This is a genomic window from Methylobacterium sp. B4 (genome assembly GCF_003201865.1).
In the GTDB taxonomy this organism is placed as follows: Bacteria; Pseudomonadota; Alphaproteobacteria; order Rhizobiales; family Beijerinckiaceae; genus Methylobacterium.
Genome location: NZ_QJJJ01000003.1, coordinates 275,491 through 290,459 on the forward strand (window position 1 = coordinate 275,491; position 14,969 = coordinate 290,459).

Below are 14,969 nucleotides of genomic sequence, written 5' to 3' on the forward strand. Positions count from 1 at the left end.
GCGCCCTTCCCCCTCTGTGGGAGAGAGGGGGGTGCTGGCGCTCCTTCTTACCCTTCTCATCTGTCTTTCCGCGCCCGCCCGGGCCATCGAGCCCGGCGACCTCACCCTTACGGTCACGCCCGATCTCTCCGGCGGTGCGCCGCCCTATGCCCGTGAGATGGTGCTCCTGCGCCTGCGCGGGGTCTACCGCACGCAGATCCTGCTGGAGGAGGTGCGCCAGCCGGCGCTCGTCAACTTCTCCTGGACGCAGCTCGGCCGCGATACCTGGGGCCGCACGCGGCTGCCCGACGGACAGATGGCGCTGGAATTCGAGCGCACCATCGCGATCTTCCCGCAGCACACGGGCAGCTTCACCATCGACCCGTTCGTGCATCGGCTCACCATCAACGACGGGGGCGAGCGTAAGCAGATCGACGTGCGCTCGGAGCCCGTTCCCTTCCCCGTGGCCCCTTGGAAGGGCGAGGGCGGCGGCCCCGACGCGGCGGAGCCCTGGTGGCTCCCGGCGCGCGACGTGGCGATCACCGATTCCTGGGACCCCGACCCGGAGACGATCAACCAGGGCGAGACCGCCCGGCGGATCGTCACGCTCGAAGCGCAAGGGATGCTGGCCGAGGGGCTGCCGCCGCGGCCGGTGATGCGCACCCGCGGCATCATCACCTTCGCCGGGCCGGTAAAGCGCGAGACGATCATCACCCCCACCGGCCCCGTGGCCCGGGCGACCTATCAGTGGGACATCAAGAAGGGCGTAGCCGAGGTGATCCCGCTCGACGCCATCAAGATCCCCTGGTTCGACACGCTCACGCGCACCATGCGGGAGGCCGAGATCCCCGCCCGCCAGATCGGCGGCGGCTTCGCCGAGCGCGAGGACGACCTGAAGCCCGCCACCCCCGCCTCCTGGGGCGTCCTCGGCGCCGCGGCCCTGGCTGCCTTCGGCCTCGGGCTGGCGCTGATCGGCTTCCGGACGGGTCCGGGGCGCCTGCGCCTCGAACGCGCCGGGGCCCGCGCCCTGCACGGGGCCGCAGCCGCGGGCGATGCGGCGGCCTTCCGCGCGGCGCTGGCCCGCGCCGAGCAGGCCCAACCGGAGCTGGCCGCCCTCTGGCGGGCGGAGCCGGATCTCGCGCGGGATCTCGCCGCCCTCGACCGGCAGGTCTTCGGCCGGGCTCCCGCCGGGGACGCCCGGCCCGACCTTCCCGGTCTCGCCCGCAGGCTCGGGCAGCCGCGGCGCCCGCTCCTTCCGGGCGCGCTCGCCCCCGAGCCCCGGCTCGCGCCCCTCGACGGACCGATCGCGCAGGCGTGAGCCTCGAGCCGGTGAACGGCCGCGCCTCGACCTCGGTTGGCTCCGAAGCGGCCGCTCCGACGCGGTCCGAGAGCCAGCGAGACGAGGTCGGACGTGAACGCTGCGAGCCCGATTCCCTACCATCCGTCGGTGGAGCAGCCGAGCGACGACGAGGAGGACGTGCACGCGCAGATGCTGGCGACCTTCGCCAAGATCCAGTGCACCACCTTCGAGGATTACGGCCGGGCGGTGCGAGGCGTCCACGCCAAGGCGCACGGCCTGCTCACCGGCCGTCTGGAGGTGCTGGACGCTCTGCCGTCGGCCCTGGCGCAGGGCCTGTTCGCCCGGCCGGGCTCCTACGAGGCGGTTTTGCGCTTCTCCACCAACCCGGGCGACATCCTCGACGACAGCGTCTCGACCCCGCGCGGCCTCGCGCTCAAGATCGTCGGCGTTCCGGGGGAGCGCCTGGACGGCGCCGAGGGCACGACGCAGGACTTCGTGATGGCCAATGCTCCCGCCTTCACGGCGCCGGACGACGCGGCCTTCCTGAAAAGCCTGAAATTGCTCGCGGCCACCACCGACACGCCGCAGATCTTCAAGAAGGCGTTCTCCGCCATGCTGCGCGGGGCCGAGACCGTGCTGGAGAGCCTCGGCACCCAGAGCCCGACCCTGATCGCGATGGGCGGCCACCCGGAGACGCACATCCTCGGCGAGACCTTCTACAGCCAAGTGCCCCTGCGCTGGGGCGACTACGTCGCCAAGGTCGCCGTCGCCCCGGTCTCGCCCGCGCTGACCGCACTCACGGGGGCGGCCCTGAACGTCAACGGCCGGCCGAACGGCCTGCGCGAGGCGGTCACCGCCTTCTTCGCCGAGCACGAGGGCGTGTGGGAGCTGCGGGCACAGTTGCGCACCGACGCGGAAACGATGCCGGTGGAGGACGCTTCGAAGCCCTGGCCGGAGGAGACGAGCCCCTACCTCGCGGTGGCCCGCCTCACCGTGCCGCGGCAGGACGCGTGGAGCGAGGCCAACGTGAAGCGGATCGACGACGGATCCGCCTTCAATCCCTGGCACGCGCTGGCCGCGCATCGCCCCCTCGGCTCGATCATGCGGGCGCGCCGGGCGGCCTATCCCGCGTCAGCCGGATTCCGGGCGGAGCATAACGGCTGCCCGATCCGCGAGCCGGGCGGAACGGCCTCGAAGGGCGGCTGACGCGCGACGATCGTCGACGCGCGGCATGGCGGGGACGGCGATGCGGAGCCTCGGATCGCCCTTCCCTCCCACAGAGGAGACCCGCGCGGGGCCGGGATGCCATGCGCCCCGGCTTGGTCTACGGCCAGAGCCTCAGACGGGCCGGAGACCGGGAGAGCAGCGTGTCCGCGAAACAGGCCGCCGAGGCGGGGCGGATGACGGGCCGCGACCCGCGGCATCTGGCCGGCATCCTGCTGATGTGCGTCGCGCCGGTCTTCTTCGCGAGCCTCGACACCACGGGCAAGCTGCTGGCGGCGGCGGGCGTCGATCCGCTGATGACCACCTTCATGCGCTACGCGGTCAACGTCGCGCTGGTGACCGCCTTCCTCAATCCGGTGACGCGGCCCGGCGTGGCGCGCTCGCGGCGCCTGCCGCTGCAGATCGTCCGCTCGTTGCTGCTGTTCGGCTCCACCGCCTTCAACTTCCTGGCGCTGGGCTCGCTCCAGCTGGCCGAGACGGTTTCGATTCAGTTCGCGGCCCCGCTCACCGTGGCCCTGCTCGCGGGGCCCCTGCTCGGCGAGTGGTCGTCTCGGGCGCGGCTCGCGGCGGTGGCGGCGGGCTTTCTCGGCGTCCTCATCATCGTGCGGCCGGAGGCGCTGGCGGCCAAGCCCGCCATGCTGTTCAGCCTCGGCGCCATGCTCTGCTACGCCGTCTACGTGATCGTGACCCGCAAGCTCGCCGCCTACGATTCCACGGCCACGACAGTGTTCTTCACCGGGCTCGGCGGTCTCGCGGTGATGAGCCCGCTCCTGCCCTGGATCTGGTCGGCCCCGGCCTCCCCCCGCGTCTGGGCGATGCTGGCCGCCGTGGGGCTGTTCGGCACGACCGGGCATTGGCTCCTGACGCTGGCCCATGCCCGCGCTCCGGCGAGCCTGCTCGCGCCCTTCATCTACACGCAGATCCTGTGGTCGGTCCTGCTCGGATACCTCGTCTTCGGCGACGTGCCGGGCCTCTGGACCGTGGTGGGCACGGGCGTCATCGTCGCCTCGGGCCTCGCGCTGCTGGCCGAGGATTCCCTCCGGCGCCGGCGCGTGCGGCGGGGCTGAGACCCCGCCGTACGCGCTCACCGCTCAGCGGTAGTGGCTACCGCTCAGCGGTAATGGCGGCGGTTGTGGTGATGATGGCGGCGATGGTGATCGTGGCGGTTCGAGCGCATCCGGGTGCGGTAGGCGCGCCGGCCGGGATCGATGCCGAGCACGCCGTTGACGCCGCCCACCGCGCCGCCGACGGCGCCACCCACGATACCGCCGATCGGACCCGCGACCCGGTCGCCCTCGGCCGCACCGCGGCGCATGCCGCCGGGGATACCCTGGGCCTGGGCCTCACCGGCGAGGGGCAGGAGGCAGAGCATCAGCCCTGCGGCGACGGCAGCGAAGCGTTTCATGGCGGCGTTCCTCGTTGGGAGCGAAAGCGTCCCGGCCGCTCTCTCGATCATGAGCCGCGACCGGTGCCTGCCAACGAAGGATGATCCTCGCCGGTTCCGGCCCGCCGTGGCGGGCTCACGGCATGGTAAAAACGAGAAGGGCGCCGACCCTCGGTAGAGTCGGCGCCCGATCCTGCAAGCGATGCGCGAGCGCGGAGAGAGGGCTTTGAGGCCCGGCCCCGCTCAGGTCTGCTGCGTGCGGCGGGGGCGAACCTGCCAGCGCTCGAAGGCCTCGGTGACCTCCTCGTCGCGGCCGGGCTCCTGCGGGTTGCGGATCGCCGCGCCGAGGGCCTTGGACAGGCTCTCGATCACGTCATCGATGCGCGCATCCGGCGGCAGACGCTCTTGCGACTCGGCCGGAGCCGCGGGGCGGCCCTCGGCCTCGGGAGCGTGCGCCGGCGGCTGCGGCTCCTCGACTTGGACGGCTTCCGCCGGCTGCGGCTCCTCGGCGGGCACGGGCGTCTCCTCGACGACCGGTTCGGCGGGCGCATGCGCCTCGACCAAGTGAGCCTCGGGCGCGGCCTCCGCGCTCGGCTCGGCCTGTCCGGACGCGGCCGGGAGAGGTTCTTCGCTGGATTGCGGCTGCTCCTCCGCCTTCGGCTCGGCCGGTGCGGCGGATTCCGCGGCGGCCCCGGCCAGCAGCGCCTCCGGCACGGGGGCCGGCTTCGGCGGCTCGGAGGCGCGCGGGGGGAAGCCCGTGTCCCGCGGCGACAGCGATTTCGGCGAGGCCAGCGGGGGACGGCCGGAGCCGAAGCGCGGCTCGATCAGGTCCAGCACCGCGTCGAGGGCGGCGTTGTTCAGCGGGATGTCGCCCGGCGTCGGAATGCCGGTCAGCGCGATGGACTGGCCGTCATAGGCCTTGTCCGTCGTCACCTCGGCACCGAACCAGACCGGCGGCGTGAAGGCCTGGGCGGCACCCGTATCGGGGAAGACGAGGCTGACGACGTCGAGCCCGGCCGGACGCACGTAGCGGTCGACCAGCGCCTCGCCGCCGCCCCCGAGCGAGACCGTGGTGCGCTCGTAGACGGCGCGGCCGGCGCAGACGTCGAGGAGCGCGTCGCCGTGGGCGCGCGGCACCTCCGTGCGCTCCTCGGCCATCGCACCCTCGGCGCCGGTCATCAGCACGAGGTAGCAATTGGTGCCCTGCAGCCGCACGAAGGAAGTCCGCCCGGCCTGCGGCGCGAAGTAGCCTTCGGTCACGCGGGAACCGCCGCGCTCCTTGCGCAGGAGGCGGACCAGAGAGGGCGCCACGAGAAACCGGCGAACGACACTCATTCACTTCCCTCCGCGGGTCGGCATGCCCCTGAGCCCGGGATTTCCACCGGATGCTCGGCCTTCGCACGCGAGGTCGATCCCGAAGGACCGACGAGCGCAGACCGTCTTCGCAGACGGTCGGATTGCGAAGACCGGGGCGTTAACCTGTTCTTCACTCGGTCCTTCATGACGAAGTGAAGGCCTCGAAACAACCGGGCAGCAACCCGGAAGCCCGAAAAGGCGTGGAATTCCCGGGAGAATGGCCCGAAGTGGGTAGGGGCTCATCCCTCCGGTTCGAAGGCGAGGGAAACGCCGTTCATGCAGTAGCGCAGGCCCGTGGGCGCCGGTCCGTCCTCGAAGACGTGGCCGAGATGGCCCTTGCAGCGGGCGCAATGCACTTCGGTGCGGGTCATCCAGTGGCTGCGGTCCACCTGCGTCTCCACCGCGCCCTCGAGGGGAGCGAAGAAGCTCGGCCAGCCGCTGCCCGATTCGTACTTCGTCCCGGTCTCGAACAGCGGCGCGCCGCAGCCCGCGCAGAAGAAGGTGCCCGGGCGCTTCTCGGCGTTGAGGCAGCTCGTCCCGGCCCGCTCGGTGCCGTGCTCCCGCAGCACGCGGTACTGCTCCGGCGTCAGCGCCGCGCGCCACTCCGCGTCGGTCCGGGTGTCGGGATCGCCTTCGACGACGTTCGATCCAGCCATGTCGCGTTCCTCCCGTGCCTCTCTCGTTGTCCGAGATGGTGCCGGGCACCGCTTGTCGCGAGTGCGACCCGGCCGCGCAAGAACCGATGATAGGTCGCCGGCCGATATCGGCCGTCAGGCCGCCGCGCCCACCGTGTCGGCCATGCGCGCGCCGCGCCGGCCCAGGGGCTGCTGCGGGCTGGTGGTGGAGTCGCGGGCGGTCTGGTGCTCGATCTCGGCGTTGATCTCGCCGCCCAGCAGCACGATCGTGGCCGAGATCCAGATCCAGGTCATGAAACCGATGACGGCGCCGAGCGAGCCGTAGGTCTCGTTGTAATTGCCGAAGCTGCCGACGTACCAGGAGAACAGGATCGAGGTGACGAGCCAGAGGAGGCCGGCCACGACGGAGCCCGCGCCGACCCAGCGCCAGCGCGCCCGCTCGCGGCTCGGGCCGTAGCGGTAGAGCACGGCGAGCCCCCCGAGCAGGACGAGGAAGAGGGCCGGCCAGCGGGCCATGGCGATGAGCCGCGCCCCGTCGCCGAGGCCGAGGAAGTTGAACACCACCGGCAGCACCACGATGGCGGTGAGCGCCAGGATGATGAAGAGCAGCGCGCCCGCGGTGAAGGTCAACGAGCGCACGTTCAGCCAGAAGAAGTTGCGCTTCTCCTCCTCCTCGTAGACCACGTTGAGCGCATCGAACATCGCCTTCATGGCGGCATTGGCGCTCCACAGCGAGAGCGTGAGGCTCGTGAAGAAGGTGACGCCCAGCGTGCCGCTACCCTTGGCGGCGATGCGCTTCACCTGCTCGCCGATGATCTCGATGGCCCCGCTCGGCAGAACGCCGTGCAGGGTGGCGAGGTGGACGTTGATGGTGTTCACGTCGGCGACCAGCCCGTAGCAGGTCACGAGCGCGGCGATTGCCGGGAACAGCGAGAGCAGGGAATAGAAGGTGACGCCGGCCGCCACCGAGAGCACCCGGTCCTTGTTGAACTCCTGGTAGACCCGCACGACGATGTCCCACCAGCCGGGCGCCGGGATCTCCCCGGGATGGTCGGCGTCGCGCCCCCGCTCGGGCTGCGTCGCCGCTACCCAGCGGGCGGCACGGCCCTCGTGCGAATGCGCGCCGCCGTTGGTCTCCTTCTTCACGGCGCGAGCCGGCTCGAGCACTTCCTCATCGGCCCTACGGCGATGCGCGGCGGCGAGCGCGACCAGGGCCGCCCCCATCATCAGGGTCCAGAGCACGGAGGCCGTGCCCTCCGCGGGAATGCGCGACGGGGAAGGGGGCGAGGAGGGCATCGTTCGCTGAGGTCGGGCGCAGGCGCCTGGGGCGGACGCCGATCAAACGCCAGCCAGGCTTGGCCGTTCCCTCGAACAGGCTGCCGTCCCCGGAAAAGCCGAGACCGGACAAGGATCTGGCGCCGCGCCTTCATCGCGCGGCGAAACCGAGGCGATGCAGGGAAGCGATGCCGGAACGGATCAGCCGCACTCGCGCTCGGGCAGCGGCGCCTCGACGGTGAGGACGAGGCCGCGGGGCCTGTAGTCGATCTGCGCCGTGCCGCCGAACTCGGCGGCCAGCACCCGCTCGATCATGCGCGTGCCGAAGCCGATACGCGACGGCCTCTCGACCGGCGGCCCGTCGAGCTCCTCCCAACGGATCAGCAGCTGGCTGGGCCGCCCGGCCTCGACCTCCCAGTTCAGGATCACCCGGCCCGACTCGTTCGAGAGGCCTCCGTACTTGACGGCGTTGGTGGCCAGTTCGTGCAGGGCCATCACGACGGCCACCGTCAGGCGGGAGGTGAGGCGCACTTCCGGCCCGCCGCAGCGGATGCGGTTGCGCGGGCTGACGCGGAAGGGCTGGAGCGCGCTCTCGACCGCCTCGGCGAGGGTGACGCCGGCGGTGGATTCCGAGGTGAGGATATCGTGGGCGTTGGCCAGGGAGTTCAGGCGCGCGTCGAGGGTCTTCCGCGCATCCTCCAGGGAGGCGGCGTTGCGCAGGGTCTGGTGGGCGATGGACTGGACGGTGGCGATGGAGTTCTTGACCCGGTGCTTCATCTCCGCGGCGAGCAGGGCGCGCTGCTCGTCGGCGCGCTTGCGCTCCGTCACGTCGAGCGAGATGCCCGCCATGGAGAGCGGCGCCCCGTCCGCCCGGTAGTAGGCCCGGCCGCGCAACTGCACCCAGCGCACCTCGTCGCCGGGCGCCGTCACCCGGTGCTCCACGTCGTAGTCGGAGCGCCGCTCGATGGCCGCCTGCATGGCCGCCTGCATGCGCTCGCGGTCCTCCGGCACCACGGCGGCCACGAGGTCGTCATAGGTGAAGGGCTCGCCCAGCGGCCGCCCGAAATTCTGCTTGCACAGATCCGAGGCGACGAGCCGGCGCTCGGCGAGGTCGAGACTCCAGGCGCCAAGCCGTCCGGCGGCGAGCATGAATTCGAGGCGGTGCTCGCTGCGGGTCAGGTCGTCGTTGCGGCGCTCGACCTCCTGCTCCAGCGCATCGTGATCGCGCTGGAGCCGCACCAGCCGGTCGCGCTCCAGCGTCACGTCGAACTGCGAGGCGAAGAAGTAGGTGAGATGCCCCTCGGCGTCGAAGACCGGGGAGATCAGCAGGCGATTCCAGAAGACCTCGCCGTCCTTCTTGTGGTTGAGCAGGTCGATCTCGATCGGCACCCGCCGCTCGACCGCGTCGCGGATGCGGGCGATGTCGCGCGGGTCCGTCTCCGGCCCCTGCAGGAAGCGGCAATTGCGCCCCAGGATCTCCGGGCGCGTGTAGCCGGTCAGCCGGGTGAAGGCGTCGTTGGCGAAGACGATCGGGTTGTCGGGCCGATGCGGATCGGTGACGAGCATCGGCATCCGGGTCGCCTTGACGGCCGCGGCGAAAGGGTCGGAACTCTTGGAGACACTGACCAGCTCGGCCTCGATCCGGTCATGCTCGGCACTGCTGGTCACGGTCGGACGAATCTCCGCGGTTCGAAAAAGCATACGCGGCGCGGGCCGCGGCGGCATCCGCGTCGGCAGGAGGGGGGCGCCCCGAAAACACGGCACGGCTCTTATCACCGTCCGTCGCCGGGCGGCACATCACAGGCTTGAGAGCACAGGCACGGGGAGCGACCCAGGTATTCCCTATGCTGCCGGGCAGGCAATCCTCGAAGATCAGAGCAGGCCATCCCTCGAATTGGGAAGCCGGCCGATCCTCCGACGCTGCGCGGGCAATCTCAGCTGCGATAGAGACCCGCATGCGTCTCGCGCAGAAGATTTTTCTGCACCTTTCCCATGGTGTTGCGCGGCAATTCCGGGGCGAACAGCACGCGCTTGGGACATTTGTACTTGGCGAGACGTCCTTCGAGGGCGGCGATCACGGCCGCCTCGTCCGGCGGATTGGCGCTGGGCACCACCACCGCCGTGACCCCCTCGCCGAAATCGGCGTGCGGCAGGCCGATCACCGCGGATTCGATCACCCCCGGCAGCGCATCGATCTCGGCCTCGATCTCCTTCGGGTAGACGTTGTAGCCCCCGGTGATGATGAGGTCCTTGCCGCGGCCGACGATGTGCACGTAGCCGTCACGGTCGATCTTGCCGAGATCGCCGGTGATGAAGAACCCGTCCACCTTCAGCTCGGCGGCGGTCTTCTCCGGCATGCGCCAATAGCCCACGAAGACGTTGGGACCCTTCACCTCGATCATCCCGACCTCCTCCGGGCCGAGCGGCGCCCCGGTCTCGGGCTCGACCACGCGCAGCGTCACCCCCGGCAGCGGAAAGCCGACCGTGCCGGCCCGCCGCGCGCCCTCGTAGGGGTTCGAGGTGTTCATGTTGGTCTCGGTCATGCCGTAGCGTTCGAGGATGGCGTGGCCGGTGCGCTCCGACCATTCCCGATGCGTCTCGGCCAGCAGCGGCGCCGAGCCCGACACGAACAGGCGCATATGGGCCGCGGCCGCGCGGGTCAGGCCCGGCTCCTTGAGCAGACGCGTGTAGAAGGTGGGCACGCCCATCATCGCGGTCGCCCGCGGCATCACTTCGAGGATCTTCTTCGGGTCGAGCTTGGGCAGGAACAGCATCGTCCCGCCCGTCGCCAGCACGATGTTGGTGGCCACGAACAGGCCGTGGGTGTGGAACACCGGCAGGGCGTGGATCAGCACGTCCCCCTCGGTGAAGTGCCAGTACTGGGCCAGCGTCAGGGCGTTCGAGGCGAGGTTGTCGTGGCTCAGCATGGCGCCCTTGGAGCGCCCGGTCGTGCCCGAGGTGTAGAGGATCGCGGCCAGGTCGTCGGGCCCGCGGGGCACGTCGGCGAAATCGGGATCGCCCGCGTCGGCGGCCTGGGCCATGCTCCCGCGCCCGGCGGCGTCGAGGGTGCGCAGCTCCGGCACGCCGGCCTGGCGGGCGACCGCCGCGAGAGCGGTCTCGCGGGCGGGATCGCAGACGAACAGGGCGGGCTCGGCATCGCCGAGGAAGTAGGCGATCTCGGGTCCGGTATAGGCGGTGTTGAGCGGCAGGAAGACCGCGCCGGCCCGCACCGCGCCGAGATAGAGGAAGATCACCTCCGCGCTCTTCTCGACCTGCACCGCGACCCGGTCGCCGGGCTTCACCCCGAGAGCGCGCAGGGCGGCGGCATAGGCGCCGGAGCGGGCGATCAGGTCGGCGTAGCTGTAGCGGGCGCCGTCCGGCGTCTCGATGAAGGCCTTCGCGGCAGGATCCGCCGGGAGGTGGGTCCGCACGAGGTCGAACAGGTGATTGACGGACGGGCGGGCCATCTCGCGTTCCTCCCTGGGAGTTCTTGGGTCCCGCATTGGCGCGGGCGGGCGCTCGGTTCAAGCGCGAACCGCGTTGCGCGCCGGGAGGATCGCTTTCAAAGCGCGTCCGACGTGTCTCGACGAGCCGCCCGGCGGCAGGGCTGGCGTTCCGTTCCAGGACCGCTCAATCCTTCGGGATGCGCCCGACCGAGCAGAGCGTGCGCAGGGCGCCCGCGCTGTCGGTGTAGCAGCTTGCCGACCAGCCGTTCTGCTGGATGAAGGATTTGCGCCCCTCGCGCAGGGCCGTCTCGTAGGCGCGCCCGAGGATCGGCTGCACGGTCGATGCGGGCTCGCCGACCACGATCTCGGCGGCGACCGTCAGCTCGCGAAAATAGGCCTCGGACGGAGACGGATCGCCGGAGGCGGCCTGCACGATGGGCTGGGCGCGGCAGGTGAGGTCGAGCTTGACCCCGCTCGCCGCCCGCACCTCGATGCTCGGACCGACCCGCCGCCCGAGCTTCTTCGCCCCCGTGGCCGCGGCGACCTGGGCGGCGAGCGTGTCGCACTCGTCGGCCCGGGCGGCGGTCGAGAGCAAGAGCAGGGCGGCGAGAAGCGGGACGAGCATGGCGGCGGATCGAACTCCTTCCGCTCCCGGCCGAGGACGGGCCGATCGTCCGGGAGCTTCGTGGATCCCGTTTAGATCATCGTCCCGTTCCTGGCTTCCCGATTTCGGTCGCGGACGGAACGGGCATGGCTAGGGGACACCGCGGAGACCTGCGGCACCTGTGGAGCGCGCCGGCAAAGACGAGGCGTCACAGCCCCTTGGCCTGTGGATACCCCCTGTGGACGGATGTGGACGAAGCGCCGGGCTTGACCCCGGCAAGTGGGCGGCGGAAACCTGCCCGCCGCCGCGCCGCGAGACGCGCGGGCCTGGGACGAGACGATCGGAAGGAACGGGAATGCCGACGACGCGCAGCCTGGGACGACGGCCGTGGCCGATCCTGATCGCGATGAGCCTCGCGTTCGCCGCGCCGGCCGCGGCCCAGCAGCCCGGCCCGGGCGAGCCCTCGGCCGCCCCGCAACGCGCAGCCCCTCAGCGCGCCGCCCGTAAGGCGCCGAGCCAGCCGGCCCAGCCGATCCAGATCTGGGATGCACGCATCGAGGGTGGGGACCTGCGCATCAGCGGCAGCGTGCGCAAGAGCGGGGTGACCGTGATCCTCGATGAGGACATCTCGGTCCTGTCCGACCGGCGGGGACGCTTCGAGTTCCGGCTGCCCTACCGCCCGGCGACCTGCGTCGCGGTCATCAAGGCGGGCGAGGACGAGCGGGAGGCGGTGGTCGCCAATTGCGCGCCGGAAGGCCCGGCCGGCAAGGCGGGCGAGCCTGGACCGGCCGGCACGGCGGGATTGCAGGGGCCGCCCGGCTCGGCTGGACCGAAAGGGGAGCCGGGGCCCAAGGGTGATCAGGGGCCGAAGGGTGACCATGGGCCGAAGGGTGAGCCGGGACCGAAGGGTGAGCCGGGGGCCAAGGGCGAGGCGGGCATGGCCGGACCGCCCGGGCCCGGCGGCCCCAAGGGTGAGCCGGGCCTCAAGGGTGAGGCCGGTGCGCCGGGTGCGCCGGGACCGAAGGGCGAGGCCGCTCGGGCGAGCGCCGCGCCGTTCCGCGTCGTGCGGGCGCAATCCTGCGGGGAGAGCGGCTGCACGCTGGCCTGCGAGACGGGCGAGGTGCTGGCCTCGGCCACCTGCCTCAAGGGCGCCGGGGCGAGCCTGAGCTCGGAGCGGGAGGGCACCTGCCCCGCCGACAGCGGCGGCATGGTCGGAATCTGCGCCCGTCCCTAGCGCTCGGACAGCCATGCCATCAGGCCGGCGGCTGCCGCGCGGCCGCCGGCGAAGGCCGCCTGGAGCAGGTAGCCGCCGGTCGGGGCCTCCCAATCGAGCATCTCGCCGGCGACGAAGGTGCCGGGCCGCGCCCGCAGCATGAAGCGCGCGTCGATCGCATCGAAGGCGACCCCGCCCGCCGAGGAGATCGCCCGCGCGATCGGGGCCGGCGACAGCAGCCGTAAGGGCGCCGCCTTGATCGCCGCGGCCAGGGCCGCCGGCTCGCTCGGCAGCGTGTTGGCATGCGCCTCGCGCAGCAGTCCCGCCGCGGCGGGGCTCAGGGCGGCGGCCTTGCGCAGGCGCGTCGACAGGCTCTCTCCGGAGCGGCTGCGGGCGAGCCGGGCGGCGAGCGCGGGCACGTCGAGATCGGGGCGCAGGTCGAGGACGAGGCTCGCCGCCCCGTCGCGCTCGATCGCCTCGCGGATCGGCCGCGAGAGCGCGTAGATCAGGCCGCCCTCGATGCCGTCCTTCGTCGCGATTGCCTCGCCGCGGGCGCGGTGCTCGCCGATCCGCGCGGCGACGCGCTTGAGGGGCTCGCCGGCGAAGCGTTCCGAGAAATGGTCCGACCACGCCACGGTGAAGCCGACATTGGCGGGCTTCAGCGGCGCGACCGCAACGCCCTCGGCCGTCAGCAGCGGCACCCAGGCCCCATCCGATCCCAGGCGCGGCCAGCTCGCGCCGCCCAGCGCCAGCAGGCTCGCCCGTGGCCGGACGGCGAGCGGCCCCTCCGGCGTCTCGAAGCGGAGGCTTCCGTCGCCGAAGCCGACGAGGCGGTGCCGGGTCCGGATCGTCACGCCGAGCCCGTCGAGCCGGGCGAGCCAGGCCCGCAGCAGGGGCGAGGCCTTGAAGCTCTCGGGAAAGACCCGCCCGCTCGAGCCGACGAAGGTGGCCTGGCCCAGATCCGCGCTCCAGTCCCGCAACGCCGCGGGCGGGAAAGCCTCGACGGAGGCCGTGAGGCGCGGCTCGGCCGGATGATAGCGGCGCAGGAAATCCGGCAGCGGCTCGGAATGGGTGAGATTGAGGCCGCCCCGGCCGGCGATGAGGAGCTTTCGCGCGACCGAGGGCATCCGCTCGTACACCGTGACGGGAAGCCCCGCCCCGGCCAGCACCTCCGCCGCGGCCAACCCTGCCGGCCCGCCGCCGACGACGGCGACCGCACTCTCCCGATCCCTGCTCATGCCCCGGGGAGGCCCCGAGAGGGCCCCGCTGTCAAGCGGGATAGACCGCGCGAGATGAAACCCGTGCGGCCCTTGAATCGACGCGGCCGCCTCTCTAACTGCCCCGGATCGGCTGCGGGCCCCTCTGGCGGAACGCGCACCGTGCGTCTCACGAGGCTGCCCGCATACGGGAGCCATTCCCCGTCCGCGCTGCCGCGGCGGCCCGACCGTGAGAGGCGCGGAAGACGCGTCCGTGATGTCGGAGCCGATGCTCTCCTTGAGTGAAGCATCGGGGTCCCGCATGATGGAACTTCTCACCTACGAGTGGCTCGGCAAACCCGTCTGGATGTGGCTGGGCTTCCACGCGCTCGTGGCAGGCCTGCTCGCCTTCGATCTCGGCCTGCTCCACCGCGACAAGAACCACGAGATCGGCGTGAAGGAGAGCCTTCTCCTCACCGCCTTCTACTTCACCCTCGGCCTGCTCTACGGCGGCTGGATCTGGTGGATGCTCGGGGCCAATCCGGCCCAGGAATACGTGACCGGCCTCGTGATCGAGAAGTCGCTGTCGATGGACAACGTCTTCGTCATCGCGGTCATCCTCACCTCCCTCGGGGTGCCGCGGGCGGCCCAGCACCGGGTGCTGGTCTGGGGCATCCTCGCAGCGGTGATCCTGCGCGGCGTGATGATCGGGCTCGGCTCGATCCTCGTGCAGCAGGCCCACTGGGTGCTGTCGATCTTCGCCGTCTTCCTGATCTATGCCGGCATCAAGATGCTGGTCTCGAAGGAGGAGGACCAGCACGACATCCGCGAGAGCGCGTCGATGCGCTTCCTCAAGCGGTTCGTGCGCGTCACCGACAAGCCCGAGGGCCAAGCCTTCATCGTGCGCAGGCCCGATCCGGAGACCGGCCGGATGGTGCGGTGGCTGACGCCGCTCGCCGTGGCGCTGGTGCTCGTCAACATCGCGGACGTGATCTTCGCCGTCGACAGCGTGCCGGCGATCTTCGCCATCACCACCGATCCGTTCATCGTCTACACGTCCAACATCTTCGCGATCCTGGGCTTGCGCGCGCTCTACTTCGCGCTCGCCGCGATGGTGGACCGGTTCGCCTACCTCAAGACGGCGCTCGCCTTCATCCTGCTCTTCATCGGCGGCAAGATCGTCGTGGCCGACACGTTGGAGCTGGTCCACCTGCCGCCGTGGGTGTCCCTGCTCGTTACCCTCGTGCTGCTCACGATCGGCGTCGTCTACAGCCTGTGGCGCACTCGCGGCGCGGTGGAGGCGGCGCCCGAGAAGCCGCACCGGGAGGCCGCCCAGCGCGGCTGAGCCGATCCGGAT

The 14,969-nt window shown here is 71.5% G+C and carries 13 protein-coding genes; 5 read left to right on the forward strand and 8 right to left on the reverse strand.

Features of this window, described 5'->3' with window-relative positions:
• Nucleotides 1-31 precede the first annotated feature (31 nt).
• The 3 genes from BY998_RS06870 to BY998_RS06880 all read left to right on the forward strand — a co-directional run bounded on the left by BY998_RS06870 (nucleotide 32) and on the right by BY998_RS06880 (nucleotide 3,570).
• On the forward strand, nucleotides 32-1,297 hold the full coding sequence (locus tag BY998_RS06870; RefSeq protein WP_245421503.1) for a hypothetical protein: 1,266 nt from the start codon (nucleotides 32-34) through the stop codon (nucleotides 1,295-1,297).
• A 93-nt stretch (nucleotides 1,298-1,390) separates the two neighbouring features.
• A complete protein-coding gene (locus tag BY998_RS06875) occupies nucleotides 1,391-2,485 on the forward strand; it encodes a catalase family protein (protein ID WP_110350873.1) in 1,095 nt (364 codons plus the stop codon).
• A gap of 194 nt (nucleotides 2,486-2,679) precedes the next feature.
• On the forward strand, nucleotides 2,680-3,570 hold the full coding sequence (locus BY998_RS06880; RefSeq protein WP_245421513.1) for a DMT family transporter: 891 nt from the start codon (nucleotides 2,680-2,682) through the stop codon (nucleotides 3,568-3,570).
• 44 nt (nucleotides 3,571-3,614) lie between these two features.
• On the opposite strand, the gene BY998_RS06885 is transcribed toward BY998_RS06880, so the two are convergent.
• From BY998_RS06885 to BY998_RS06915, 7 genes are all read right to left on the reverse strand, one after another.
• Nucleotides 3,615-3,908 (reverse strand): hypothetical protein, encoded by a 294-nt coding sequence (locus tag BY998_RS06885; RefSeq protein ID WP_110350875.1) that lies wholly within the window; start codon nucleotides 3,906-3,908, stop codon nucleotides 3,615-3,617.
• A gap of 222 nt (nucleotides 3,909-4,130) precedes the next feature.
• On the reverse strand, nucleotides 4,131-5,222 hold the full coding sequence (locus BY998_RS06890) for a hypothetical protein (protein ID WP_110350876.1): 1,092 nt from the start codon (nucleotides 5,220-5,222) through the stop codon (nucleotides 4,131-4,133).
• Between the two features lie 260 nt (nucleotides 5,223-5,482).
• On the reverse strand, nucleotides 5,483-5,899 hold the full coding sequence (gene msrB / locus BY998_RS06895; protein WP_110350877.1) for a peptide-methionine (R)-S-oxide reductase MsrB: 417 nt from the start codon (nucleotides 5,897-5,899) through the stop codon (nucleotides 5,483-5,485).
• 114 nt (nucleotides 5,900-6,013) lie between these two features.
• On the reverse strand, nucleotides 6,014-7,174 hold the full coding sequence (locus tag BY998_RS06900; RefSeq protein ID WP_110350878.1) for a YihY/virulence factor BrkB family protein: 1,161 nt from the start codon (nucleotides 7,172-7,174) through the stop codon (nucleotides 6,014-6,016).
• Between the two features lie 180 nt (nucleotides 7,175-7,354).
• Nucleotides 7,355-8,821, reverse strand: a complete 1,467-nt coding sequence (locus BY998_RS06905) for an HWE histidine kinase domain-containing protein (RefSeq protein WP_110350973.1) — start codon at nucleotides 8,819-8,821, stop codon at nucleotides 7,355-7,357.
• Nucleotides 8,822-9,087: 266 nt separating this feature from the next.
• Nucleotides 9,088-10,620: a malonyl-CoA synthase gene (locus BY998_RS06910; protein ID WP_110350879.1), complete on the reverse strand. Its 1,533-nt coding sequence runs from the start codon at nucleotides 10,618-10,620 to the stop codon at nucleotides 9,088-9,090.
• A 163-nt stretch (nucleotides 10,621-10,783) separates the two neighbouring features.
• A complete protein-coding gene (locus BY998_RS06915; RefSeq protein ID WP_110350880.1) occupies nucleotides 10,784-11,224 on the reverse strand; it encodes a hypothetical protein in 441 nt (146 codons plus the stop codon).
• Nucleotides 11,225-11,558: 334 nt separating this feature from the next.
• On the opposite strand from BY998_RS06915, the gene BY998_RS06920 reads away from it, so the two are divergent.
• Nucleotides 11,559-12,437 carry a collagen-like protein gene (locus BY998_RS06920; RefSeq protein ID WP_110350881.1) on the forward strand — a complete coding sequence of 293 codons (879 nt, stop codon included), beginning with the start codon at nucleotides 11,559-11,561 and terminating at the stop codon, nucleotides 12,435-12,437.
• Here the strand turns inward: BY998_RS06920 and BY998_RS06925 are convergent.
• On the reverse strand, nucleotides 12,434-13,654 hold the full coding sequence (locus tag BY998_RS06925; protein ID WP_110350882.1) for a TIGR03862 family flavoprotein: 1,221 nt from the start codon (nucleotides 13,652-13,654) through the stop codon (nucleotides 12,434-12,436). The genes BY998_RS06920 and BY998_RS06925 overlap by 4 nt on opposite strands.
• 280 nt (nucleotides 13,655-13,934) lie before the next feature.
• Between BY998_RS06925 and BY998_RS06930 the strand changes: the two genes are divergently transcribed.
• Nucleotides 13,935-14,957, forward strand: coding sequence for a TerC family protein (locus BY998_RS06930; RefSeq protein ID WP_110350883.1), 1,023 nt, complete (start codon nucleotides 13,935-13,937; stop codon nucleotides 14,955-14,957).
• Nucleotides 14,958-14,969 lie beyond the last annotated feature (12 nt).

Coding starts and splice junctions, on each gene's coding strand:
- BY998_RS06890 (WP_110350876.1), bottom strand. CDS start 5,222: ATGAGTGTCGTTCGCCGGTTTCTCGTGGCGCCCTCTCTGGTCCGCCTC.
- BY998_RS06900 (WP_110350878.1), bottom strand. CDS start 7,174: ATGCCCTCCTCGCCCCCTTCCCCGTCGCGCATTCCCGCGGAGGGCACG.
- BY998_RS06915 (WP_110350880.1), bottom strand. CDS start 11,224: ATGCTCGTCCCGCTTCTCGCCGCCCTGCTCTTGCTCTCGACCGCCGCC.
- BY998_RS06930 (WP_110350883.1), top strand. CDS start 13,935: ATGATGGAACTTCTCACCTACGAGTGGCTCGGCAAACCCGTCTGGATG.
- BY998_RS06885 (WP_110350875.1), bottom strand. CDS start 3,908: ATGAAACGCTTCGCTGCCGTCGCCGCAGGGCTGATGCTCTGCCTCCTG.
- BY998_RS06925 (WP_110350882.1), bottom strand. CDS start 13,654: ATGAGCAGGGATCGGGAGAGTGCGGTCGCCGTCGTCGGCGGCGGGCCG.
- BY998_RS06880 (WP_245421513.1), top strand. CDS start 2,680: ATGACGGGCCGCGACCCGCGGCATCTGGCCGGCATCCTGCTGATGTGC.
- msrB (WP_110350877.1), bottom strand. CDS start 5,899: ATGGCTGGATCGAACGTCGTCGAAGGCGATCCCGACACCCGGACCGAC.
- BY998_RS06920 (WP_110350881.1), top strand. CDS start 11,559: ATGCCGACGACGCGCAGCCTGGGACGACGGCCGTGGCCGATCCTGATC.
- BY998_RS06910 (WP_110350879.1), bottom strand. CDS start 10,620: ATGGCCCGCCCGTCCGTCAATCACCTGTTCGACCTCGTGCGGACCCAC.